At 56.7% G+C, this 22,945-nt stretch carries 18 protein-coding genes; 7 read left to right on the forward strand and 11 right to left on the reverse strand.

Annotation, left to right across the window (positions count from 1 at the left end; genetic code table 11):
• Positions 1-166 precede the first annotated feature (166 nt).
• From R8871_RS30735 to R8871_RS30745, 3 genes are read right to left on the reverse strand one after another with little or no spacing between them, the layout of a single operon-like run.
• The gene (locus R8871_RS30735) at positions 167-1,246 is read right to left on the reverse strand and encodes an Imm72 family immunity protein (protein ID WP_175053829.1); all 1,080 of its coding nucleotides are present in this window, start codon (positions 1,244-1,246) and stop codon (positions 167-169) included.
• A 55-nt stretch (positions 1,247-1,301) separates the two neighbouring features.
• A complete protein-coding gene (locus tag R8871_RS30740) occupies positions 1,302-2,801 on the reverse strand; it encodes a hypothetical protein (RefSeq protein WP_175053830.1) in 1,500 nt (499 codons plus the stop codon).
• 2 nt (positions 2,802-2,803) lie between these two features.
• A complete protein-coding gene (locus R8871_RS30745) occupies positions 2,804-5,584 on the reverse strand; it encodes a type VI secretion system Vgr family protein (RefSeq protein ID WP_175053831.1) in 2,781 nt (926 codons plus the stop codon).
• Positions 5,585-5,940: 356 nt separating this feature from the next.
• On the opposite strand from R8871_RS30745, the gene R8871_RS30750 reads away from it, so the two are divergent.
• The 3 genes from R8871_RS30750 (at position 5,941) to R8871_RS30760 (ending at position 10,777) form a co-directional block, all read left to right on the forward strand.
• Positions 5,941-8,643: a type VI secretion system Vgr family protein gene (locus R8871_RS30750; protein ID WP_175053832.1), complete on the forward strand. Its 2,703-nt coding sequence runs from the start codon at positions 5,941-5,943 to the stop codon at positions 8,641-8,643.
• 18 nt (positions 8,644-8,661) lie between these two features.
• A complete protein-coding gene (locus tag R8871_RS30755) occupies positions 8,662-9,831 on the forward strand; it encodes a DUF2515 family protein (RefSeq protein WP_175053833.1) in 1,170 nt (389 codons plus the stop codon).
• Positions 9,832-9,937: 106 nt separating this feature from the next.
• Complete coding sequence (locus R8871_RS30760) at positions 9,938-10,777, forward strand: hypothetical protein (RefSeq protein ID WP_246287881.1); 840 nt, start codon at positions 9,938-9,940, stop codon at positions 10,775-10,777.
• Between the two features lie 258 nt (positions 10,778-11,035).
• Here R8871_RS30760 and R8871_RS30765 read toward each other — a convergent pair whose 3' ends face one another.
• The 6 genes from R8871_RS30765 to R8871_RS30790 form a co-directional block, all read right to left on the reverse strand.
• Positions 11,036-12,883, reverse strand: coding sequence for a TniQ family protein (locus R8871_RS30765; RefSeq protein WP_175053835.1), 1,848 nt, complete (start codon positions 12,881-12,883; stop codon positions 11,036-11,038).
• The gene (locus tag R8871_RS30770; protein WP_175053836.1) at positions 12,880-13,809 is read right to left on the reverse strand and encodes a TniB family NTP-binding protein; all 930 of its coding nucleotides are present in this window, start codon (positions 13,807-13,809) and stop codon (positions 12,880-12,882) included. The genes R8871_RS30765 and R8871_RS30770 overlap by 4 nt, the downstream gene beginning before the upstream one ends.
• A gap of 53 nt (positions 13,810-13,862) precedes the next feature.
• The gene (locus tag R8871_RS30775; protein ID WP_175053837.1) at positions 13,863-15,896 is read right to left on the reverse strand and encodes an integrase catalytic domain-containing protein; all 2,034 of its coding nucleotides are present in this window, start codon (positions 15,894-15,896) and stop codon (positions 13,863-13,865) included.
• A complete protein-coding gene (locus R8871_RS30780) occupies positions 15,893-16,666 on the reverse strand; it encodes a hypothetical protein (RefSeq protein ID WP_175053838.1) in 774 nt (257 codons plus the stop codon). Before R8871_RS30780 ends, R8871_RS30775 begins: the two co-directional genes overlap by 4 nt.
• 481 nt (positions 16,667-17,147) lie before the next feature.
• Positions 17,148-17,426, reverse strand: coding sequence for a DNA-binding protein (locus R8871_RS30785; protein ID WP_175053839.1), 279 nt, complete (start codon positions 17,424-17,426; stop codon positions 17,148-17,150).
• 384 nt (positions 17,427-17,810) lie between these two features.
• Positions 17,811-18,011, reverse strand: a complete 201-nt coding sequence (locus tag R8871_RS30790; protein ID WP_175053840.1) for a hypothetical protein — start codon at positions 18,009-18,011, stop codon at positions 17,811-17,813.
• A gap of 14 nt (positions 18,012-18,025) precedes the next feature.
• On the opposite strand from R8871_RS30790, the gene R8871_RS30795 reads away from it, so the two are divergent.
• Positions 18,026-18,622: a hypothetical protein gene (locus tag R8871_RS30795; RefSeq protein WP_175053841.1), complete on the forward strand. Its 597-nt coding sequence runs from the start codon at positions 18,026-18,028 to the stop codon at positions 18,620-18,622.
• Positions 18,619-19,749, forward strand: a complete 1,131-nt coding sequence (locus tag R8871_RS30800) for a helix-turn-helix domain-containing protein (RefSeq protein WP_175053842.1) — start codon at positions 18,619-18,621, stop codon at positions 19,747-19,749. The genes R8871_RS30795 and R8871_RS30800 overlap by 4 nt, the downstream gene beginning before the upstream one ends.
• 188 nt (positions 19,750-19,937) lie before the next feature.
• On the opposite strand, the gene R8871_RS30805 is transcribed toward R8871_RS30800, so the two are convergent.
• Together R8871_RS30805 and R8871_RS30810 are read right to left on the reverse strand one after the other, a co-directional pair.
• On the reverse strand, positions 19,938-20,369 hold the full coding sequence (locus tag R8871_RS30805) for a hypothetical protein (RefSeq protein ID WP_175053843.1): 432 nt from the start codon (positions 20,367-20,369) through the stop codon (positions 19,938-19,940).
• Between the two features lie 549 nt (positions 20,370-20,918).
• Entirely contained in the window at positions 20,919-21,647 is a 729-nt protein-coding gene (locus R8871_RS30810; RefSeq protein WP_175053844.1) for a type IV toxin-antitoxin system AbiEi family antitoxin domain-containing protein, read from the reverse strand.
• Positions 21,648-21,926: 279 nt separating this feature from the next.
• Between R8871_RS30810 and R8871_RS38880 the strand changes: the two genes are divergently transcribed.
• On the forward strand, positions 21,927-22,127 hold the full coding sequence (locus R8871_RS38880) for a phage integrase central domain-containing protein (RefSeq protein WP_407673238.1): 201 nt from the start codon (positions 21,927-21,929) through the stop codon (positions 22,125-22,127).
• A gap of 80 nt (positions 22,128-22,207) precedes the next feature.
• Positions 22,208-22,777, forward strand: a complete 570-nt coding sequence (locus R8871_RS30815) for a tyrosine-type recombinase/integrase (RefSeq protein WP_175053845.1) — start codon at positions 22,208-22,210, stop codon at positions 22,775-22,777.
• The last annotated feature ends 168 nt before the right edge of the window (positions 22,778-22,945 follow it).

A 22,945-nucleotide genomic window follows, 5' to 3' on the forward strand; every position in this document is an offset into this window, starting at 1 on the left:
GGACATTACTTCACGGACTTTCGCGCTTTGTCACCCAACACTAACTACCCGGGGACACGATCGATCTCAGTACTGTTTTGCAACGAACGGTGACCGACGCGCACTCAGCACACCAAGGCCGGATCATCGCCCCGAAGTGTTGTCGCAACACGCGCAGATTAACTGACTACGTGTGCCTTATTAGGTGCCACGTAACCCAATGCACCTTCCGCTCACCGAGATTGTCCTTCACCAACAGGTCTGGCATGGATGCGCCTTGTTCGACGTGCACAGTTTTGCCTCCGTATTCCTCCGTACTCCACTCGCCGGAGACCGGGCAGATATCGCCAGTGCGGACTGGCTTGACGGGCACGCGATTCACCGGCTCCGCTGGATTGCTCGCATCGAGGAAATACTGCGATTCGTCTGGAATGACCCCGCTCGAATACCGCGTGTCTTCCCACAGCAGACGCCAGTGCGTAGGTACGATCGTCGAACTGAACGTAGCGCTATCGTATCCTTCGAAATTGGGCGCTACCGTATCTGCTACGAAGTAATTGAAACATCCGTTGTTCCCGAAAAGTTTTGCACCGAGCGGAATGACACCGAAGACGCGGCTTTGCTCGATGGTGACAGGTTCCCAGATGCCATCGCACGGAACCGTCTGGCCAGACTGAATCACTGGGCCAGGCGGGTTGGGAACTTTGGGTAGAACCTCGGGGAAAGTCGGGTAAGCGAGTTCGTAGAACGTATGGTTGTACGCGTTGCGGTCCAGCAGTCCGTTTGGTACCTGAAGATACGCGAAGTTGTAATCCGTACCCCACACCTCCAGCGGCGCGTACTCCTTCTGGACTTGAGATGCGTGCATCAGCCGAGCGAGCGAATCTACCTTCGGCGGATACGGCTGGATTTGACTGCCGCGCTCCCAGTACTTTGGGTCCCGATAGAAATAACCAACCAGATAGTTGAATCGATTGATTACCCGTTCAAGTGCCTCGCCCTTGCGCCATACAAAGCGATGGCCGTGTGCAAGTTCGTTAAGTCCTTTGTCGTAGTGGCTCAGGATCTCATAGATCGTCGTTAGGTGATCCGCATCCATCGCTTCCGGATCAGTCGATGGCCATGTCTTGACTGCCGTTTCGTATGCGGTGGCAAATACCTTGAAGGCGCTATGTTTTGCTTTCCAGAGGGATAAGCTGGTCAGACGCTGGAGCAGCCAAAAAATTTTGCGGCGTGTGACGTCGTCTTGCATGTCGTACTGATTCATTACTTCGATCCCTCTCGCATTTGTCACTAACGCTACCTACAGTGGCCTTAGACCGTCATTTATCACGGACTTCGTCTTTGGCAAGCTTGCGGGTCGCCGCAGCGCTTGTATCCTCCGCAGATTTTCCGTAGCCATACACCCGCTCGACGTCTTCCCAGTTCGTCTTGAAGAAGTCGAAGCGTACTCCATTGATGATTTCAGTATGAACACCGCTATGACCCGCACCCTTCACCGTCTCGCCAACGGTCGTAATTCTGTCGGTTATCGCCTTGCCGAAGTTGGCAAGTAATTGCTCGCCACCACCCTCGAGATATTGAAAGGGTTCTTTTTCGCTGTACTGCTCTGAAATCTTGCCTATCCACGCCTTAGCCTCAGGCCAGAGGTCTGCGAGATTGTCCGGCAGATGGGCGACCACGAGGAAACCGTTTGCATTCCAGTCGTCTAAAACCGCAGACCGCGTGCGCCATTCTTCGGCGTTCTTGGGGGCATCGCCCACACCCCAATAGGAGCCCCCAAAGAAACCACCGGCGTCCGACTTGCCTGCCGCCGTCACTTCACTCTTCTTGCCAAATGCCCGATAAAGCTTTTTCCCAGCCAGTTGCCGTGCCTCCAGCGCGGTAATCTCGCCGTGAAAGGAGGCAATGCTCCGATAGACCTCTTCTTCACCAAACACAGGCATTTTGCCCTTGTTATAGAAAAGATCTGGCCAGCCTTTCTTGATCTTTGGCCCAAACTCCGCTTGCAACTGCGCCTCCAATGGCCCATCCACGCGTGCCGACCTTGCTGGATAAGGCCCCTGCGGAAATTTGCGAGGACGAACCCCCTCGTCCAGTACCGCCTCCGACTCACGCTCCACCTTCGGCTTTCCACCCGTCGCGATCGACCTCGATTCGCCTTCATACGCAGCGTTCTGCAACACCTTGATCTTGTTATCCAGTTCCGCCAGCGCCTTCGGTACCATCTTGTCAGCAACGTCCGGCAACGCCTCGAATCCGTCCGAGACGGTCTGCAACTGCATGTGCCATTGCGTCGGCAACATTTTGCCGACACTCGCATCGAGGGTCTTCTCGATGGTGCGATGCACGGTCGCGCAGAAGCTCTTGAATTTGGCGAGAATCTCTGCCTGATACTTCGTCACATCCAGTGAACGCAGCCATTTGGGCGCGTCGCCATGCCCCATCCGGTTGAGGAACTCCACCACCTCGCCCAGCAGCTTTTCGTCTTTCGCCACATCACCCACGACCCGCAGTGACAGTCGGCCTACGCCTTTGATCACACCACCCACCACTGGGATCAGTGCAAACACGAGCACGACGAGCAGGACCCACTCCATGACTTGCTGTCGTTTCCTTGGATCTGTGCTCATGCCGATACTGACCGCGAGTAGATCGCGCACGGCTGTCACATCACCGAGGATCGGAATCATCCCAATGACCGCATCGGTGATGATCTGGGAGATGGTCTGTTTCTCGTTGAACGCGCCCTGCATCGTTCCCCAACACCATTGCCCGACTTCCATCGAGGTCTTTTTGAAATCTTCAATACTCCAACCCACGATCACGCTCCCCCGTGTTTCTGGATCAGCGACTCGATGTCGCCGTCAGATAACGACTCGCCCTTGAAGTCCGGATTTTTGGTCACATTCTTGCGCGCGTAGGAACGCACGTCAGGCCCGAGCTTGACTTGGACGGGGCCAGCCGGCACATTTTCCAGATGCATTTTTCCTTGCGCGTCCAATACGCCTTCTCGCGTAGTGTTGTCCGATAGCGTTGCGATGTACTTGGCGCCCTGAACCGGCTCATTGTCGTGATACAAATACTGCATCGCGGCCTCGTATTGGGACGTTGGAAGTAACGGCAGTGGGTAGTTAGTCTGAGCGGGACCGTCGAATGTATGCGGACTGCCTTTGATATCGACTGTGCCAGGTGCATGAATCTCGATGTTGCCGTCCTTGAGGCGGATATACGCGCCGCCCGACGTAAGGAGAATTTCCTGGTCGGCCGCAGCTTCGATTTTTTCCGTTGCAGACAGCACTCTCAAGGTCTTCTGAGCCGTGAATTCGACGCCGTCGGAGTGTGCCTGAATCTCAACCTTGCCCTTCGCCGCGAAGAGTTTCATGCCCGCGTTCTGCACGAACAGACTGATCTTCTCCGACACACTCGCAATTAGCGATTTGCCGGTCGCGATGTGCGTGCTCTGACCACTAACCAGATTGACGTGCTGATCCGTCGCGACGTGTGCGGACTTTTGCGTTGACACCGCGATACCCGCAGGGGTCGCGAACAGCATGATCGGTTCCTTGAACACGTTCGCGTTGCCTGTCCCACCACCGGCTGTGTTACCACCACTGCTTGCGGCGCCTGAGACACTGTTCTGCGTAGCGTCAGCGAAGGTTTTTAGCGAGTCGTGGCCGTCCTTCAAGCTTTCCGCCTGGTGCGTTTCGCTGGCTTGCGAAAGCGCTTCGATGACGCTTTCCGAATTCACCAACTGGCTTCTGGCCTCACGGACTTCGAGCGGTTGGCTCGACGCGCCGGTTGCTGGATGCGTCGATACGTACAGGCCTTGCGCAGCCCGGACCGCGCCATACGCATCCGACTTCAGATCGAAGCCACTCCCCAGATACTCGCCGCGCGAGTTACCCGTCTGCGCAATCAGATAGCCGAGATGCAGCTGCGCATTCGTGCTCGTGCTGTAAAGCTGCACGCGGTTCTGCCCCGTCGCATCGTCCATCACCATCTGGTTGTAGCCGCTGCCTTGATACTCCTTCGACTTGTAACCCGACAGAATTCCGTTCGAATTCCAGTCCGGCGTCTTCGCGCCGTTATAGGCACGTCCGGTGACGATCGGTTTGTCGCAGTCGCCATCGAGGAAAGATACGATCACCTCCTCGCCGATACGAGGCACATGCACTGCGCCATAACTACCACCGGTATCTGACTGGGCCACGCGCATCCAGCACGACGCGTTCTCATCTCCGTCATTGAGACGATCCCAATGCATGTGGACCTTGATGCGATTCAGCTCGTCCGTAAAGACTTCTGCATTCGCCGGGCCGACCACGATGGCCGTCTGCATGTGCATCTTCGGCTTGCTGTGCTCGAGCGGGCTGCGGAACGGGATGGCTTTGCGCTGTGCTTCAACGGTTGCCATGAAGAAGCCTTCACTACCGTCGGCTGCCTTGACGACCAGTGTCTGGTCCGAGCCGTGTGCGGCGCGAGCTGCGGCGATAGGTCCGTTCAGGCTATGCGGGAAGTCCGTCGTGCCGCTTGAAACCGGCAGGTTATTCTCGATCACCCACTCAACGCTGATAACGGCAAACTGCCGCTCCTGCTCGCTACCGGTGCTGTGACCTGGGTGGTCTACAAGTTCGAACCAGCGGCCCGTATCGATCCTGCGTACCGCGCCCACACCGTGGAAGCGCTTCGCGCGCGACTCCCACTCCTCCATCCGAATCTTTGACAGCTGATCGCCACGGTCCTGCTGACCGTACGTATAGGCGCCCGTGTATTCGTACACCTCGGCCTGCTGCGGCAGGTTGCCCTGGGTGCCCAGCGTGGGGACCGTCGTGCCCTTCGGGTTCGCCCCCGAAGACGCCGACTTGTAGTCGAACGTTCGCGTGGTGAGCGTCGTGCTCTGCAGCGTGCGCGTACCGCTCCACTGGACGAAGGCATCGGTCTCGCTGTTCGTGCCTGAGCGGTAGAAATCCACCGTCTGCGGCGACAGCGGCTGCAGGCTGCCGATGTCATCGGTGATCACTAGTGTGTGCGATTTGCCGTCAGTGGCCTGCTCGAAATAGCCGAACAGCCCTTCAGTTTCCATCAAGCGCTGACAGAAATTCCAGTCGTCTTCGTACTGGACGCAGAACGAGCGCTGCGGCAACGTATTGCGCAAGGCGAAGCGGAATGCGCCCTGCGCCTGCGGATGCATATTGAATACATCGGTGAGAATTTCATCAGCCGGTTTATCCTGCCAGATACGTGCATCTTTTCTGAAGTGCAGAAAATGCATCCACGACACAAAGCCGATCTGATAACTGGTTATCGCGCTGTCCGAGCCCAACCGGCGCGCGGTGTGGACATAACCGTGGTGCGGGGCGTAGGACTGGTCGGTTTGCTGCATCCACAGCGTCACCGGCCGGGCAATCAGCGTTTTGAGTTCGATACCGTCGTTGGTTGAAACGGTGTCGAGCGTGAATTCGTAATCTCGCCCGAGCCGCGACTGGCCCACCAGTCTTTGCGGCAGAAGGACATTAGCGCCCAATGGCGTGTCCAGTTTAAGCAGACGGTCGCTTTGTGCCAGCCCCCCCTTGATTGCCGCGATAATGTCCTGCGCACCCATACCGCCTCTTATTTATTCAATTTGCGCCCCCGCGCTATCGCGCGATAATACAAAAGATCAGACGTTTGCAGCAATCGCATATTCAAAAACAAATGTTAAATCGGAATAAATTTCTGGATCCATGGGAAATGGTTTGATATCGGTACAAATGACATATTGGCCGAAAATAATTTGCTTGTGGCTATGCGAGGTGCCTGCAACGATGCTGCAACGTTGTCATGCTCGACGCATATTCAGAATGTGCTAGCAAAATCGTTCCCATCCTTACTCGATATAAGTTAGCTGGTTGATTTTTCTGAAGCTTTGTAGAATCCCGCAGAGCGCGGCGGCACAATTGACAACAGAGACGAGGCGGTATGGGAGCTCAGGACATAATTGGGGCAATGACTGGCGGACTCGTTCAGAGCGACCGTCTGCTGAAGCTTGATAGCCCGCTGGGCAACAATGTCCTGCTTCCGCAACGCGTTGTCGGTTATTCACGAATTGGCCGCCATTACGAATTCACAGCCGATGTTGTTTCCACTTCGGACACGATCGAGCTCAAAACTCTGATTGCCCAACCCGTTACGTTATGGATCCAGCAAAGCGATAAGTCTTATCTGCCTCACCAAGGCTATGTCCACACCGCGCGGCGTCTGGGATCAGATAGCGGACTTACGAGTTATCAGATTGCCTTTGCGTCGTGGCTGCATTTCCTGCGCTTTCGAAAAGATGCACGCATCTGGCAAGATAAATCTGCCGACGAAATACTGACCGATGTTTTCAACATGCACCCGCAGGCACAAGGGGCATTTCGCTTCGCATTGAGCAAACCACTCCCCTCGCGATCGTTCTGCGTTCAATACGAAGATGACTGGAATTTTGCCCATCGGCTGATGGAAAACGAAGGGCTCTTTGGCTACTTCGAGCAGGCCAGCGACGGCAAGTCGCACACGCTTGTTGTGACAGACACTCTCGATACGCTCCAGCCACTTTCACCGCAAACTGTCGAGTTCTATCGAGCAGGTACCAACAGTGAAACCAATGCGCTGCTGCAGTGGTCAAGCACGCGCACATTGCAAAGTACGACGCTCACCACCCGCACCTTCGATTACAAAGCCCCAGCTTCATCGGCCAATCCGAAGGGTACGAACATACCGACGTTGACTACGCAAGGGAACCTGCCGCAGCAAGCAGAAGTATATGAATACACCGGCGCCTACACCTACGGCGACCAGGACCGAGGCGATCAACTGTCGAAGATCCGCATGGAAGAATGGGAATCGCGAGCAAAGCGCTTTTCCGGTTCCGGCGGTGTGAGGCAGGCGGACGCCGGCCGCTGGTTCGAACTAGATAATCATCCTGCCCATGCTTCGGATAGCACCCAGAACCGGCAATTCGTTATTATCGAGGTCGCATGGTCTATTGAAAACAACCTGCCGGTGTCCAGCCAGGCCGCCGATTTCCCGCACAGCCTGAAAAGCGAACTGGCTAAGGTCCGCGCAAATCATGCACCGCCAACACATGCACTGACGGTCACACACGTCGATGGCAGCGAAGGTTTCTTTCTCGTTGAAATCGAAGCGCAACGCAAGGTCGTGCCGTTTCGCAGCCCGCTTGAGCATCACAAACCAACGATGTACCTGCAGTCGGCCATTGTCGTTGGTCCGGCCAACGAAGAGGTGTACACCGACCAGCTCAACCGCATCAAAGTGCACTTTCATTGGGACCGTCTTAATGACGGCGACGAAAAAGCGTCGTGCTGGGTGCGGGTCGCCATGTCCGATACGGGGGGCGGATATGGCGGTGTCCACGTGCCACGAGTCGGTGAAGAGGTTCTGATCGATTGGGCAGGTGGCGATTGCGACAAGCCACTGGTAACAGGTCGCATCTATAACGGTGCGACGCAACCGAATTGGCATTCCAACGGCATCCTATCGGGATACAAGTCGAAGGAATATCAAGGCAGCGGCTACAACCAGATGGTAATGGATGATGCGACGGGCCAGAGCCGTATGCAGTTGTACAGCAGCAGCACGAATGCGCATCTGCACCTGGGCTACCTCATCGCACAGACTGACAACACGCGCGGGGAATATCTGGGTAGCGGCTTCGACCTGAAGTCCGATGCGTATGGCGCAGTGCGTGCAGGCCAGGGTCTGTACGTCACGACCCACCCAGCAAGCAACCAGCCACTGGATGCGCGCGAGGCGAGTGGACAACTTGTCAATTCTGAAAGCGTGATGGAAGCGCTCTCTAGTACCAGCACCACGCACCAAGCGGAAAGCCTCAAGGACGGCTACGACTCACTGAAGTCATTCACCGATGCAACGAAGAACAGCGTTGCAGGTTCAGCGTCGGGCGGCAACACTGCGGGCGGCGGCACGGGCAATGCCAACGCATTCAAGGAGCCCGTCATGGTGTTTGCGAGTCCGTCCGGCGTTGCTCTGTCTACGCAGAAATCCGTTCACATCTCGAGTGACGCACAGACGAATTTCGTGAGCGGCCAGAGCACGCATATTGCGACGGGCAAATCGCTGATCGCCGGCGTCGCGGAGAAACTCAGTCTATTCGCTCAGAACGCGGGGATGAAACTCTTTGCGGCCAAGGGCAAGGTCGAGATGCAAGCGCACGCGGATAATATTGAACTAACAGCGCAGAAGACGATAAAGCTGCTGTCTGCAACGGAAAGAATTGAAGCGGCTGCGAAGCAGGAGCTTCTTCTAACATCGGCCGGTGCCTATATCCGCTTGAAAGGCGGCAACGTCGAGATTCATGCGCCCGGCAAGGTCGATATCAAAGGCGGTCAGCATAGTTTCAGCGGGCCCGCGGAAATTCGGACAAATCTGGGTGCTTTCAAACAAACGGATGGACTGTATGACGAAGCATTGTCATTCAAAGATGAGCTCGGAAAGACTATGCCCAGCATGGATCACTTGCTGGAAATGCACACCGATCAACTGAAAACCGCCTCGAACCTGCAAGGCATGACCTCACGAGCGTTCAGCAACACGCCAGATTCGATCAAGGCATTTTTGCACATACCCAACATCAAGAGCGGTTCCGATCAATTCGATTGACGTGTGTAGGAGAGGGATGTGGCAGGCGATTCGTTAATCAATAGTGACGAAGGCACGGTTTATCTGAAGGGCCGCATGTTAGGCGAAGGCGTGCTTAACCAGACGCCTGATTCCTGCAAGGATTGCACGGTGTCGTGCGAGGATCAGTGGTCGTCCACGCAGATGGAGAACATCGCACTGGAATCGAAAGACCAGATGTTCTTACAGGATCCGATACGGCGCGCCAAACGCACTGCTGGAAATTATGCGCAGCTGTTTTTGGGTGATGAGAGCACAGACAAAGCTGGGAGATTTTACTGGCCCGGGCTGGCTGCATTTGCAGCGAAAGAGGTAGTCGCCGGAATGGAACTGGCTTTGCAGTTCCTGTCCTGGGACAAGCCACAGGCGGCAATCGCTCAAGCACGTGCGTCGGCCGTGGTCACGTTCTACTATCTCGCGAAAGGCAATCTTTGGGTGTTTCTGGAAGTGACAACGTGGCACTTGTTCTATAAGAAATACGGCAAGGAATTGTTTGAGCACTGCAAAGCTCGACGCAATGTGGACACCTACGACGAGAAGGTAAAGCCTATCGTCAAGGCGCTACCGTGGGCGACCGGTCAGAATGATGGCCTCATTCACGCCTTGCGCAAGAAGGCCAACCCGATGATTGTGATCGGAGATGATCTGATCAAGGATGGCTCAGCGTTAGCGGAGATGAAGAACTGTCAGATTACTGGTCATCTTTCTACGGGATTTGCCCAGTTAGAGCTCTATGAAGCATCATCCAGTAGCGATGAGAGAAAATCCTACGCCTATCGCGCAGCGTGGGCATTCTTGAACCACGAGCAAACGCTGCATCTGCAAGCGATGGTCTACGACCATCCCGAGTTTCGGTCGGCTATCGATATGAACGACTTCGGACGGCTACCAGTACTTCGTGCATTCTCTGGCGCGAAGGATCCCACGGTGTTTTTTAATGCTTCTGCAGAGATCACTCCGGAAATTTCTCATCAACAACTTAAGCCATATGGTCTGTCAGAGGATGACATCAAAGTAAAAATGGATGAGGGCAAGCTTTATCTAACGCAAGATCGCATGCTTTATGTCCAGAAGATACTTGATAAATACCATTTCTTAATGACACGTGACCGATACCGCGAGTATATGATTGGACAGATTTCCACAATCGCAGGTTGGAAAGATGCGTAGGCGATCCATCGTCGCAGTCGTGAGCATAGTTATTGCCGCTTTCGTGGCGGCCGGTTTGGGTTGGAGCGCAGTCAGCGCTCCACAGGTACAACAGGGAAAAGAGCAAATGCAACCGAATTTGGTGTTTGGTCTTGGCGATGATAGCGATCAAATAATGCGCGAGGCCAAGGTGCCGATCAAGAAATCGCATATCGCGACGGCCTTGATGTACGACGCGAGTAGGATCGCGACGGGTGTGGAACCCGTGTTCCAACTCAGAGACCCAAAGCACGGTGTCGTCTTCCCGCAAACCACCGACGTCGAGTTCATGTCGGATACCGAGGAAGGCGGGAAAATACGAACCATCCATTTGAGATTCAAGGTGCCGACTTCGCCGAAGGACGTGCATGATACAGCGGCGTTCGATACCTATGACGAAGCAACGTACCGCTACGTGATGGATGTCATCGCGCGCGTCAATGCCGCCGGATGGAAACGGTACATTCCACTTTCAACGCCAAGATTGGAGGGTTTGGATACGTACGTCTTCGAACCCGCAGGATATGGCGGTCGGACGTTCGTATCGCCATCGTCCATAGTGTATGGAGATCCGAATTACAAATTGACATTGGATCAATGGAAGCATTTATCTCGAGGAAATAGCGTTACCTGGCGGTGGTATTCGGATGGGGCGTTTATCGACTTAACGTACGCCAAGGACCATCGCTCGCCTGAGCTACCAATCGTGTTGGGTGATCAACTTGATGCGGAGATTCAATCCGAGGCGTCGTGGCTGGATCTGTATGGCGCTACCTACGAGGCTGGACGCGCCAAGTATCAAAGCCTGGTTCCTAAGTTTATGCGGGAGCGCACGGAAGCAGAGGCGAAGGCACGGGCGCAGGGCGCGCGCGTCTTAACTGATTGGAAAGACCCCAGCATCGCTGGAGTAACGCCGCCGAATGATTGAAGGTGAATGATATAGCAATGCTATGTATCTTCGGGTAGACGACGTGCCGCTATGCGCCATTGCGATAACCGAATCGTCGGCGATTCGGAAGAGGGACGTAGTTTCCAGATGGGCATTGCAGTCTCCTGGACGTGGAACGTCAGACCCTTCAGTTCTTCGTGTAGACCCGGAAATACCATATGCAAACCGACCGCGTATTGACCGGCGCATGCATCACAGGTCAATACACGGAGGTGGTTCGACGCAACGCTCTCCCTTTCATGGCGTCAACGATGCGGGGATAAAGAGGTCGTGCCCGGCTCTCGCACCGATAACCGCCAACCGGCCGAGCTCGGCAATGCGTATCAGCGCGCCCCGCGTGGCACCATCAGGAAGCTTTTTCGCGCCGACCAGTTCGACGCCGTGCAACAAACGTGACAGTGCAGACGACCTCGTACCCATGGCATGCGCCAGGTCTGCCAGCGGAACATATGTTTGCCGGAACTCCAGCAACTGCTGCGGCAGCACGACGCGACAAGGCTGCCCACGTCGTTGAATCAGTTCCGATGCCAGCAGTCCTTCGTCCAACCAGTTCTGGATGGACTCCCATTTCCATCCAGTGGCTTTGGCCAACTGCTGAACCGACATGCCGGCCTCCAGCAGCGGCGTGCCAAAATACTGCGACACGTCCGTCCTCAGGAAGGACATTTCGCCCAGTGTCCGACCACATGCGACGGCGTTCACCTTGCCATTTGTGATGGCCTGCATCAGCGCCTCGATGGCCCGTCGGTCACCCATACGTCTGCTGGTCAGCTCCGCCCATGTGAGCGTCGAATCATCCGCCACCACAGCGCGCTGAACTGATCGCCGCACATGCTCATGTAGATCAAGGATGGATTGGCGCTCGACCGCACCACCCTTCATCAGGTCTTCGCGCCAGTGGACATCCGACTGGATTACACCAGCCGCTTTCATGCGTTCGAGCACAACGGGTGGAACGCCTGCGAGTTCGCAGGCAACGATGTCGGAAATCCATCCGGCGCGTTGTCGCTGAATGCGCTCAACCTCAGCGCACGGAATTTCGAATAGGTGACCACGTGTTCCAGTGCGTCGGGCACGGTGCTCACACTCGCCGGCCATAATGGAGTCGTGCAGACGTGACACGCTGACGCCGATGGCCCTTGCCGCATCCGGCGCGCGCATGTATCCGGTTGCATCCTCGGCCATTTCTTTGGCCGAATCCAGGCCCAGCACACAATCCGATTTCCGAGCTGCGACGTCGATGATGATCTGGAGCAAAGGGTCGAGCGTCGTGCCTTGGCAGAGCTTGCGCAGGCCGATGTACCAGTCGCCAAGCAACGTGTTCAGCGTGCGGGCATCCTTGCGACCTGCGGTAATGCGCTGCTCGACGTGGCTCCTGAAGCCCATTGGCCAGTCGGCCAGCAACGCTTCGAGCGGCGAGAGAAATTCGACCGCTTCGACGACTGATTTCGGCAATGCCGCGCTCCGCGGTAACCCGGGGCGCGTCGGGTCTACATACTGGCAGAGTGTGCGGATGACCTTCATCAGCACATTCATGTCCACGCCCTGTACAAGCGGCTTCACGTTGCCGGACTGATACCCGTTACCTGCAATCAGCGTAGACAGCCACAGCTGTGCCCGTGTCGCGGTCACGCGCGGCAGGCTCGTCAGGTCATGACCACACGAGCACAATCCAATATAGAGCCGTTCCGGCGACAGGTGTTTCCCGCAGGCGTCGCACTGATCGACCAGCAGGATTCGATGCTGCGGGCATGTCGTGACATAGGCGTGTTCCCAGCAATGTCGCAGGTAAGGCGAATCAGTCAGGCACGCAGGACAAACGGCGTCAGTTTGCGCACGGTGCAGGCGTCCCCAATCCCGACATTGGGTTTCCTGCTGTCGGGCAAATTCGGTCCACGCCGGTTCCAGGCCCAGGTTACGGGCTACATCGTCCGTGCGTGTGAGCAGGGCTCGGCGGTTACGCTCGACACCCGCGATACTCGCGAGGTCGCGCCAGCTGAAAAGCGCATTGCCTGCGGCAAGGCGTCGGTAGTACCCCATCCCGGACTCGTCGTCCTTGGGCGCGTGAGTGAGAACGAGGCTCATTGTTTAACTCCTGATTTTTTGCGAACAGGTACCGACGCTGCGTTACTCTGCAGGACATGCACATATGCCTGGCGCAGTGCCGCGGGCTCCACGCTCGTGCCGTCGATGCCAGAATCCTCGAAAGCGAGTCTGTTCGGTGACCCAGCGTGGCTGACGGATTCAGTCGCCCGCTGGCAGTCAGTGTATGTAATGGCGCGCGGCGCTTCGTTCGCCATCAAACTGGCCAGTTCACGCATAAAGTCAGCGAGCACGCCTATCAGGCCACCAGTGAGCAGATAACTTTGCTGTATGAGCACCTGAGCGGGTACGTCGATCGGATAACCCGCTGCAGAGAACAGGCGAGCGTAGCTGACGACGCACGAGCCGTAGGCGGTCATCTGGTCGGGGTCAGTCGCGTCGTACGGCAAAAGGTTGCGGCCGGGACAAGCGCGGCTGCGCAGTTGTTCGTTAGACGAGAAAAGCCGTTCGAGTCGCGGAATGCCGAAGAGAATCAGCGTCATGTCGAGTGTGTCCGAAAGCGTCTTGAGCCAATCGCTTGCTGCGCGCGGAGGCACCCGTGAGCCCTCTTCAACGAGATGCGAAATCTCGTCGAAGATGACCACGCGTGTACCAGCCAGGCGAAGCTGCTCGAGCATCAGGTCGACCATCGCGTCGGCCGTCATGCTGCGAGGAGCCTTGATGCCTAACGCAGCCAGCACACTCTTCGGAAGCACCTTTGCCGTTGCGGAAGGAGGCACCTTAACAACCAGTACGGGCACATGTCGCCGCCCGTCGATGCGGTTGGCCGGGTACTCACGCGACAGCCTGGCGATCAGCGAGGATTTACCCACACGGCTCGGACCAGGAACGCGAATAATTTTAGGTGCGAACCCAGCGAGAGCGTCATCGATGCGCCGTTTGAGCGCAATGAGATGCTCAACGAACATGGGATGCTCTAGTTCGCATCCCTCAATTTTTTTTCGCAATTGTTGGGCTGGCGTCACAGCAGTTTTTCTCCAGTGTTTCGGTCCAGGATGGCCATTGATGGCGCATCGTCGTATGAGATGACGCCGTGCTTAGGCTCTTCTACCGGCAACGACGGATTGGTCAAAGGTGCCGGTCCAAACGGCGCTCCCGCTGAAAGCGGCCGGTCGATGGCACGCTGGGCGGCTGAATTATCTTTGGCGAGGCGCACGGTTTCCCTGTTTTCCTCCCGCTTGCCGCGAGTCTTCGACTTATTAACTTTCCTCCCTCCGATGGCCGCCTCGTCCATTTCTCGCTCGAACTGGACCTTTTCCTCTGGGACCGTCCAGTTAGCCATGCCTGAATCAAATCGCTCCTTGGCTTCGGCAAAGGTCCATGCGGGCGTGTCCGGGCGAACATGGCGGTGTGTCAGCGTGACAAGCGGAAGATCATCTGCTTCGAATACATACACCTGACGGAAGTCGTCGGGGTTGTAGAGCACATGAAGTTGCGTACTGTCGCCATACTTGCCCAGCAGGTATGACATGGCATCGCCGTTGTATCTGAAACCACGCTCAACCGTGATGCCCGTCTTCGCACTCAATGTGCACATCTTGTGCTCGAAGAGTGCGGCCATCCATTCCTGACGCGGTGGCGGCAAGGTGATCGGTAATCCCAACTCCTCAAGCTGGTGAGTGAGGCGTTCGCACGGTGTCTTTCCCTTGACCGAATCGACCAGAAGTTCGTCCCAGCGCAGCCGGTCGAGCGGGGTGTTGACCCAATCCTTATAGAGCCAGCCGACGATCCACTTTTCCAAAGCTTCGACGCTCATCAACTCGTCGCCCTGCGCGACGGGGTCGCGCACGCCATCCTTTCCCTCGAAGCGCGTGCAACCAGGGAGAAGCTGCAAGGCTTCCTTAAGCGACCTGTTCAGTCGCTCGACGAAAGGCTTTCCCTGTGCCTCTTTTGCTTTGCAGTGCTTCACATCCATTCCTAACCGCTCGAGGCGGATGATTCGCCCACCTTTTGTCTCCGGGCCATTGTCAAAAATGACCTGTCCTGGTGTACCGTAAACGTTCGGCGCATGAGTGATTCCAAGTTCTTCAAACCGGGCTGCCTTGGCGGGAGTCAGATACATCTCGATGCACAACAGCGAGTCCATCTCGCGTGGCGAACCGATGACCAGGTGCCATCCCACGGGATATCCGGTACAGACATCAACTGCGAGAACCAGATAGACGGTCCGGGCAATGCGGTCGGCTGTCGTTACAACGAATGGCAAGTGCAGAGCGTCCTGCTCAATTCGGGCGAATGCGAACGCTGCCCGTATCCGCTTTTTCGCGAACGATTTGCCGGCAACCCGATTGAGCGGGTCCATCCGGTCGTATTCGGCATCAACGGTCAGATCATTAATCCTTGCGCACACGAACTTGCGGCTGATGGCGTTCTTCGCAACGTGGAGGCCACGGCGACGAGCCTCACGGTTGACATACCCCGTCAGGTCGAGGACCGTCCACCTGGATTCCGGAATCAGGAATTTGTCCTGGATGACCTCGTTGACGAATTCAACAAGATCGAGCGAATACCTGGCCGTTGCATTGCCTTTATTTTTACCACCCCTGATCACCGGCAGGCCGAGCAGTTGATTGCTGTGTGCCCGGTACAGGGTTGCGCGCGACGGAAACAGGCAGACGAGGGTGGCGTCTGCGTTTTCCACCAGATAGGTCTCGCGGGCGAGAGGTATCGCTTTGCTAAACGACAGGCCTCGTTGCTCCCGGATGGCATCGATACGCCGTAGTGCGTCGTTCAACAGGCTGAATTTACTGTGCAGTTCCGGATCGTCGTACTGCGCCGCGATGCTGACGCGCGGCATCCCCCTTCGATGCAGGACCATACTGCCCGCCGAAATCCGGGCGCGGATGATGTCGTAGTCGACATACTGGTTCGCACGTTTTTCGGCGTCGAAGAGATGGATGGAGCCTGCATGCAGGCGGCTGTCTAGCACCTCGAGGTAGCTGTCCGGTTTACCGGGGAGCGCCAGTTTGTCTCCGACGCGCAAGTCGGACATCATGGCTGCAGCTCCTCAATCAGGTACAGGTGGCTCAGATCGCCATACCCGGCCGACAATTCCAGTGCGCCGGAAATATGGTGATGTGCTAGATCGGCTTGCAGGACGCCCACGGCGAGCAGCGGCGGAATGAACCCGGGCGCGATCTGGAGGTCGGCGCACAGCCCACGCTGCAGCACCGGGCCCGATTTGCAATAGCCCTCGACGCGGTCGATGACGTCCGGCGTTAGATATTCGCGGGCACGCGCTATTGCGGGCTTCAACAGTTGAGCGTTGACTAGAACCGGGTGCCGCTCATCAGCAGGTACGACCACCGTTAATAGCGGGTAGCAGTATGCCTCCATGATTTCCCGGGCCAGCTCTACCTTTGCCCAGTACCGGCCATCCCCCTCAAAGCCTTCGAGCTTCACCTCGTATGCGAGCTGCAGTCCGTCCGCCTGAACAGTAGCGAAGTCCGGCGTGTACTCCACCTCCCCGGCACGTCCACCACGCGCTTGGCGCGCCTCGGACAATTCCTCACGGGTGAAAAGCAGCCGTTCACCGACCAAGTCAACAGTGAACGGTTGTTGCCTGAAAGAGCGCACGCGCGGGTCGATGCACAGCATGTGCGCCACAAGGCGTTCAGCGTCGGATTCGACGGTGATGTGGCCAGCGGCCTTTTCGGCATAGGTGCCGATGCGGGCCTTGCCGTACGTCCGTGCCGTGAGCCGGACGCCAGCGTTAGTCGTGGAGGTGCGGCGGCTGCGGGTGCCATAGGACGGGGATCGGCTCATTTCCCCCCTCCTGCCATGACCCACTGTAGAGTCAACGGCGGTGCGAATTCCGCGGCAGGCGTGAAAATAGCGACCAATCCGGGCTGGCCCAGCAATACTTTGAGGGAATGTAGGTAGCACACTATGCGGGTCAACTCAGTGATTAGCCGCGGTACGTGTGACCGGATTTTGGGCGGAATGAAAACGACAACGATTTGTCGACACGAGTTTGCTCCATTGCGCCCGTCACCAGACGCTTACGTTTAGGGGCCAACAGGCACGGATGGAACCATCCGGCGAGGTGGCCGACTGAAAACAAAGGGAGCAGATACGCGCGATGGCCGATAGGCGTGCGAGCAGGCACGTCCACGCTACTTGACAGCAGCGTCGAGCCGGAGCAGGATATAGGCGTTAGGTGAGCAACCGACGCGCGAATCCTTGAGGCCAGTTATCTTTTGCAGAGATAACTGGCCTTTGCGCTTTTAAGTCCCCAAATCTTCGATTAGGTTTTGGACATGCATATCTCCTTGTCTGACGATGGGGTCTCGGTATAGGTGTCCACTGGCGGCACCTTGCTAACCAGTACCACCTCTGTTGATTTCAGTCCCAGCGCGACCGCGATACAGTGAGCTTGTCCCCGACGGCCTTTCGTTCTGCCGTTAAGGACCGCGTATACGTCCTCACGCTTGAATCCGTGGGCCTCAGCCCAGTCCGTGACAGCCACGCCTTGAGCTTCGAAATTTGCCCGCGCCTCTTCGAGGCTAAGAGTGTGTCGGCTCATATTGGAAAAGATTTGAAAATTTCCGTGATGCTTTGGTCAATCACATGATGCATCAGAAATTTGGCGCGGTAAATATGTAACTCATTGATTTTTATGGGTAAATTATTGATACGTGTTACCTCAAAAAACCCTATCACCGCGTTTAAGTCGCTGATTTTCATGGGATTCCATGGGTGGGCGCGCGTCAGAGGCGACCACCACGGCAGGAAAAATTTTTAGTCGAATTGTCAGCTTTCCGCACGGCAACAGTTGCGGGGCTGGTGAAATGCCGTTTTGAGGCGCGCGGAGGCCGTTTGGGGACGCCCTCCCTCACCAGACCCGCGCGAGCGGCTCTCTATGCGGTCAGCTTTTTTGCGCGCCTTTTCTCTGAAGCTCAACGCTCTGCTACACCGATGCCAGCAGCTTTTGCCCGGCATAGCTGTAAGTGCCGTGACCAAGCAAACCGTTCTCGACCTGATCAGTCGATACGACGCACTCGTTGCTACATTGACCTGAAGTCGCAGGGTGGCGCCCCAAATTTTCGTTGACGTTTTCAGGAATTTGCACAAAAATCCGGTTGACGTTCTTCCCGATATGCACATTCAAAACCCGGCGCCTAAATGTCCTTTCCCCTTCCCGAAGCGTTTCATCCGGCGCTGAGCGCCGATCGTTTGTCTGTCATTGCGTCCATTCTCATCGCGGAGCACTTCTCGACCGCCACGGCGCTGCAAAGCGACTTCGACGACGGCTACACGCGTGGCTGCACGCGCTTCGGTCGCCAACGCAACCGGCTTAAATCGGTGGCGCTGTCGGGCGAATACGACTGGCTGGAGTTGCGCCACGGTGGGAACGACCTCGTCTTCATGATCGGCGGCATTCCTTGCCGCTTCGCCGCTGACGATCCGGCCAACCCGACCAAGCCGGCGGTTCTCGACGCCACGCCGTTCCAGCAGGATTTCTTCGGAGCGGTTGAAAGCGGCGTTCCATGCAAGTTCTGCTTTGTGCTCGATGGCGGCTACGCCGACGCGGACGATCCGCGCGTCGTGTTCTTGGGCGAAGACTCCTCTCGCGTCGTCAAATGCAAGTGGGTGTCTGATACCGCTCGCGCGCTGCATGCTGTCGCCGCCGAGACGCCGGCGCCGAAGGAGATGGGCAAGCCGCGCGTCGCACCCAAGCGCCCCGACGCGGGCGACGAAGACGCCGCCGTCACATCATGATGTTCATTGGGTCCAATCTGCGCACGGCGCGGCTGTTCCATGGGTTGTCCCTGCAGGAGCTGGGCGAGCGAATTGATCGCTCGAAGCAATTTCTCAGCCGGATCGAGGCGGGCGTCGATGTGCCGACCACTGCGCTCGTCGACGCCGTCTGTGCCGAGCTGAAAGTCCTGCCCGAATTCTTCACGGTGCCGGACCCGATGCCCATTGCGGACGAGCAATGCCATTTTCGCAAGCAGCTCACGACGAAGGTTGCGATGCGGCAAGTGGCTCGAGCGAAGGGAGAGCTGTTGAAGCGGATGGTCAACGCGCTTGAAGAGCATCTTGATCTGCCGCAATACGATTTCGACGAAGGCGACGGTTCGTCGGCCGAGACAATTGAGCGCGCGGCCGAACGGGCCCGCGCTCATTGGGATCTCGGGCTGGGTCCAATTCAGAACATGACCCGTGTAGCGGAAAACGCAGGAGCGGTCGTGGTGCCGCTCGGCGGATTGGCTGCGGAGATCGATGCGATTTCGTTCGCCACTCGCAGGCCGGTCATTGGAGTGAATCCAGAGGGCCGGTCGGCTTGCCGGACGCGCTTCGGCATCGCGCACGAAGTGGGGCACTTCTTCCTTCATATCGGCGTGCAGACGGGTGACAAACTGACAGAGTCTCAGGCAAACCGCTTCGCCAGCGCGTTTCTCATGCCAGGGCGGTATTTCGCACCGGAATGTCGTGCAGCACTGCGAGGAAGCCGGTTGAATTGGGCAGCTTTGTCGGAAATCAAAATGAGGTGGGGAATTTCGAAGGCTGCCGCACTTTATCGAGGAAGGCAGCTGGGAATCTTCTCCGACGAACAATACAGGAGCGGTGTGATTGGGTTGACTCGCCATGGAGAAGCAAGAGTCGAAGCGGAAGACGCTCAGATGCAGCCAGAGCAGCCCGAACTGGTTGTAGATAGCGTTCAGGTTTTGCGCGAATCTTTCGGCATTTCACAGACGGACATCGCGCATCAGATGCATGTCCAACCGGCCCTTCTCAGCGAGCTTCTTTCGAACCAAGTGGATGCAGTTGAGATTCCGGTCACAAATGTTGTGCGGTTTCCGCGAAGCAACAACGAACGTCCAACGCGGCCTGCCGATCGTTGAGTGTTCACCGGCTCGGAGCAGGGACGCGATGATCGCAAGCATCTTGCACCATCACCCGAATGCGTATTCGTCTCAGCCCCGAGCGACAATGAAGTGCCCAACGGCAGCTAAGATTTTTCTCGATTGTGGAGACTGGCGGGGCTGAATGATCTACGCCTTTGCATTAACCTGGAACTGTTATACGTCGCTCACCATGACGAATCACAATCGCCTGAAAATTCTCGCGCGGCCGCTTTGAGTACGCGACCCGGGTCACTAACAAAGACCTCCGCCGGTGGCAGTCCATCTAGGAGCGCATGCGGCGAATACAACCAGAATGCTCGACGCCATCCCCCGCGGTCATCGTCATCGGGCAGCACCATCAGCAGTTTAGAGACCTCCGGACGAAGCTTTCCGGACAGGTCAAACTGAAAATCCGGATATACGAACCCGCGTTGAGCTTCAGACCAAACCCCCAATAGCAAGCGTGCGGCGCGAACATCCGCCAAAAATGCCCTTGCATCCGCTAAGGGGGGAGCTTCGACAGATCCGGCGACACGGCTGTCGTCCGGCCAGCGATTTCTCAACAGTGCGTCGCGAAAGTTAATTGCCTCTCGGCGTGCCGCTGCGAAAGTGGCCATTGACTAGCTCCCGGTTGCTCGCTGCCTAACTCGGCTCACATCCGCCGAACAGTTCCAATACCGCTACGGGCGGAAGGCATCTCTTGATGCCATATTCTAGAACTTGCGGCATCTGGGTGTGCTTATCCCTACCACAGGCGCGCGTAATTCTAGAGGCTTGTATAGCGGGTTTGCCGTGGCACGGATAGGCGTCGCTCGGCTGGCAGCACGAGCGCCTGTCGACTAGGCCAAGGCTTAGGCTTAGGCTTAGGCCGCTTCGCGCGTCCGGCACTGAGTACTGGCCGCGTTACTAGGCGACTTAGCCGGAATTACGTTTGCCTGCAGAGCAGTGCAGAGCAGTGCACGCGTAGCGGCAATCCCGGCGCCGTAGCATTGCGGGCGACGGCTTTTCTGCTTCTTGATCTTTGGTGACACCGCCATGGTCCCGGTTGGGTTCGTATTTGCTCAAATCGCCCCGCATCAAGAGTAGGACGCCGCGACGATTGGGCGCCGATCTCGGCGCACTGCTATTGCGAGGAGCTGAGTGCACTGACCAATGCTGGCTCTCGTCTATGGTTTAAGTGTCAACCGGCCATTCTTTGTCTTGTTCGACCATCGTTTCCCGGCGCCAAGACGGTCTACGTGCTTCTGGATATCCTCCGCCCACGAAAAATCGGCTTCACGCCCGAGGTCGCGCACGAGCCTGACAACCTTCACCCGTTTGCAATGCCTCAAAAATTCATCCAGCACGTCGGAGCGGAGGTTACGCGAGCCGATTATAAGGTTGCTCGCTTCCTCCATGGACTGGCCTTTTCCAATGTCGCTGGCCAGTTCAAGGATGGCTCGCTCAGGCACAGAGACCAACACTTCTGGAGAACCTGACGGGAGGGGTTTAAGGCCCATCTCGTAAGGTAGATCGCCGTCGAACAGATCGGTGGTCTGGTACGAATAGCGCGTTACGTCATCCACCCAAGCGGGAATGCGATACGAGCGCCGCCCCCATAACACGATCTTTTCGCGGAATGCGATGTTGTGGCGAACACCCTGCCAGGAAAGAGCCGTCTTACCTCCCACATGAAGGCCCGGTATGCATCGAGTCAGATAAGTGATCGTACCGTCCCGGGAGGGAGTGTCACCGGTCAAAAGATAGACTCCCTGCGAAAGGCGCCGTAGCCAGCCGGCCTTGGCCATGTAAGCAGCAAGCGCGTTACTTATCCCCATTTCCCGGAGCATGGCGGAGTCGATAGGGTGGCCGCGCCGACATCCCCGGAGCATCTGCTGCACGGTTTTGTTGCTCATCTACCTCTATCCGTTGCGTTATTTACTTGCAGTATATCGGCGATAATTTTGATTATTTGCGATTTTTCAACGTACGAGGCAACTCCCTAGCCAAAGCGTATCCGCCTTTAACGGGTCGCATGGTCACCGGGCCTGACCGTCGTCATGACCGAGAGCCGCACTGGAAATCGCGCAGCGTCTACGAACCCTAGCTTGTGACCGGCGAAACGCTACGTCTCAAGGACCTTCTTGCGCCCGTGCTGTGGGCGCAACGATGCGACGTTACCGAACGATCAACAGATGCGGAGCGATCGGATTGCGAAGGATGCGTTTCCCTTGATTGGGCCGCGCCCAAAAGCGGAGATAACTGTGCCGGAAGTTCTCGAAGTGTTGAGCCGTGCCGAATTGCGTGGCGCAAATGACACTGCACATCGACTCCATCAGACCTGCGGGCAGATCTTCCGATACGCGATTGCAACCGGAAGTGCGATGCGTGCGTGAGCGTTGATCTACGCGGCGCGTTGCGGCCCAATTAGCACACGCACTTCGCGGCTCTTACTGATCCGGACAAGTTAGGTGAAATGTTGCGGGCAATAAACGGACTCGCCGGCACGTTTGTTGTAGGCTCAGCATTGCGACTAGCGCCTCTGCTGTTCGTCCGCCCCGGAGAGGTGCGTCAGGCGGAATGGTCGCAGTTTGATCCGGATCATCGCGAATGGCGTTACATCGTATCGAGAACGATTCTTCATGACTGTCTTCGCTTTCCAGCGGAAGTCATAGAGCACCAACTCGCGCATCAAGTATCCGATATCCTCGGCACTGCTTACAACCGGACGAAGTTCCTTGATGACAGAATCGAAATGATGCAGGCTTGCGCGCACTATCTCGACTTGTTGAAAATGGGACATGGGATGACCCGTAAGGTGGTCGGAGACATGAAGGTCGAGACGATCCACATCGCGGAAGGCATCCACAACCATCGTTTGCTTGAAGTGTTCGTATCAGGCGGCGATCTCGGTAGCGGCGGTTCCGATAATAGCGGGCCCCCACTCTCCTATTTAGCTGTTGCGAAGCTTCTCAGCTATTTCGTGCACGCATTTGCCGTTGCGCACTACGCCGATAGACTCAACCGTAAATCCAAAGCGCATTAGCGCAGTCTGTGGGTCGAAGGAGCCGCTCCGGATTTCCATGCAATGGCCTTTTGCCAGTCTTTGCCTCAGCTCCCGCCATATACCCGCTGAACTGCACATCCATTAGTTGCGCACGGCGGCATTACCACAACAAACAGCAGATTCGCCAGAGCGTCAGCGCTGAAGATC

It is taken from the genome of Paraburkholderia sediminicola (assembly GCF_902859805.1).
GTDB lineage: Bacteria > Pseudomonadota > Gammaproteobacteria > Burkholderiales > Burkholderiaceae > Paraburkholderia > Paraburkholderia sediminicola.

What these genes read in the sequence shown, in the direction of transcription:
- R8871_RS30735 (WP_175053829.1), bottom strand. Translation starts at nt 1,246, where the DNA reads ATGAATCAGTACGACATGCAAGACGACGTCACACGCCGCAAAATTTTT.
- R8871_RS30745 (WP_175053831.1), bottom strand. Translation starts at nt 5,584, where the DNA reads ATGGGTGCGCAGGACATTATCGCGGCAATCAAGGGGGGGCTGGCACAA.
- R8871_RS30750 (WP_175053832.1), top strand. Translation starts at nt 5,941, where the DNA reads ATGGGAGCTCAGGACATAATTGGGGCAATGACTGGCGGACTCGTTCAG.
- R8871_RS30760 (WP_246287881.1), top strand. Translation starts at nt 9,938, where the DNA reads ATGCAACCGAATTTGGTGTTTGGTCTTGGCGATGATAGCGATCAAATA.
- R8871_RS30765 (WP_175053835.1), bottom strand. Translation starts at nt 12,883, where the DNA reads ATGAGCCTCGTTCTCACTCACGCGCCCAAGGACGACGAGTCCGGGATG.
- R8871_RS30770 (WP_175053836.1), bottom strand. Translation starts at nt 13,809, where the DNA reads ATGTTCGTTGAGCATCTCATTGCGCTCAAACGGCGCATCGATGACGCT.
- R8871_RS30775 (WP_175053837.1), bottom strand. Translation starts at nt 15,896, where the DNA reads ATGATGTCCGACTTGCGCGTCGGAGACAAACTGGCGCTCCCCGGTAAA.
- R8871_RS30780 (WP_175053838.1), bottom strand. Translation starts at nt 16,666, where the DNA reads ATGAGCCGATCCCCGTCCTATGGCACCCGCAGCCGCCGCACCTCCACG.
- R8871_RS30785 (WP_175053839.1), bottom strand. Translation starts at nt 17,426, where the DNA reads ATGAGCCGACACACTCTTAGCCTCGAAGAGGCGCGGGCAAATTTCGAA.
- R8871_RS30795 (WP_175053841.1), top strand. Translation starts at nt 18,026, where the DNA reads ATGTCCTTTCCCCTTCCCGAAGCGTTTCATCCGGCGCTGAGCGCCGAT.
- R8871_RS30800 (WP_175053842.1), top strand. Translation starts at nt 18,619, where the DNA reads ATGATGTTCATTGGGTCCAATCTGCGCACGGCGCGGCTGTTCCATGGG.
- R8871_RS30805 (WP_175053843.1), bottom strand. Translation starts at nt 20,369, where the DNA reads ATGGCCACTTTCGCAGCGGCACGCCGAGAGGCAATTAACTTTCGCGAC.
- R8871_RS30810 (WP_175053844.1), bottom strand. Translation starts at nt 21,647, where the DNA reads ATGAGCAACAAAACCGTGCAGCAGATGCTCCGGGGATGTCGGCGCGGC.
- R8871_RS38880 (WP_407673238.1), top strand. Translation starts at nt 21,927, where the DNA reads ATGCGGAGCGATCGGATTGCGAAGGATGCGTTTCCCTTGATTGGGCCG.
- R8871_RS30815 (WP_175053845.1), top strand. Translation starts at nt 22,208, where the DNA reads ATGTTGCGGGCAATAAACGGACTCGCCGGCACGTTTGTTGTAGGCTCA.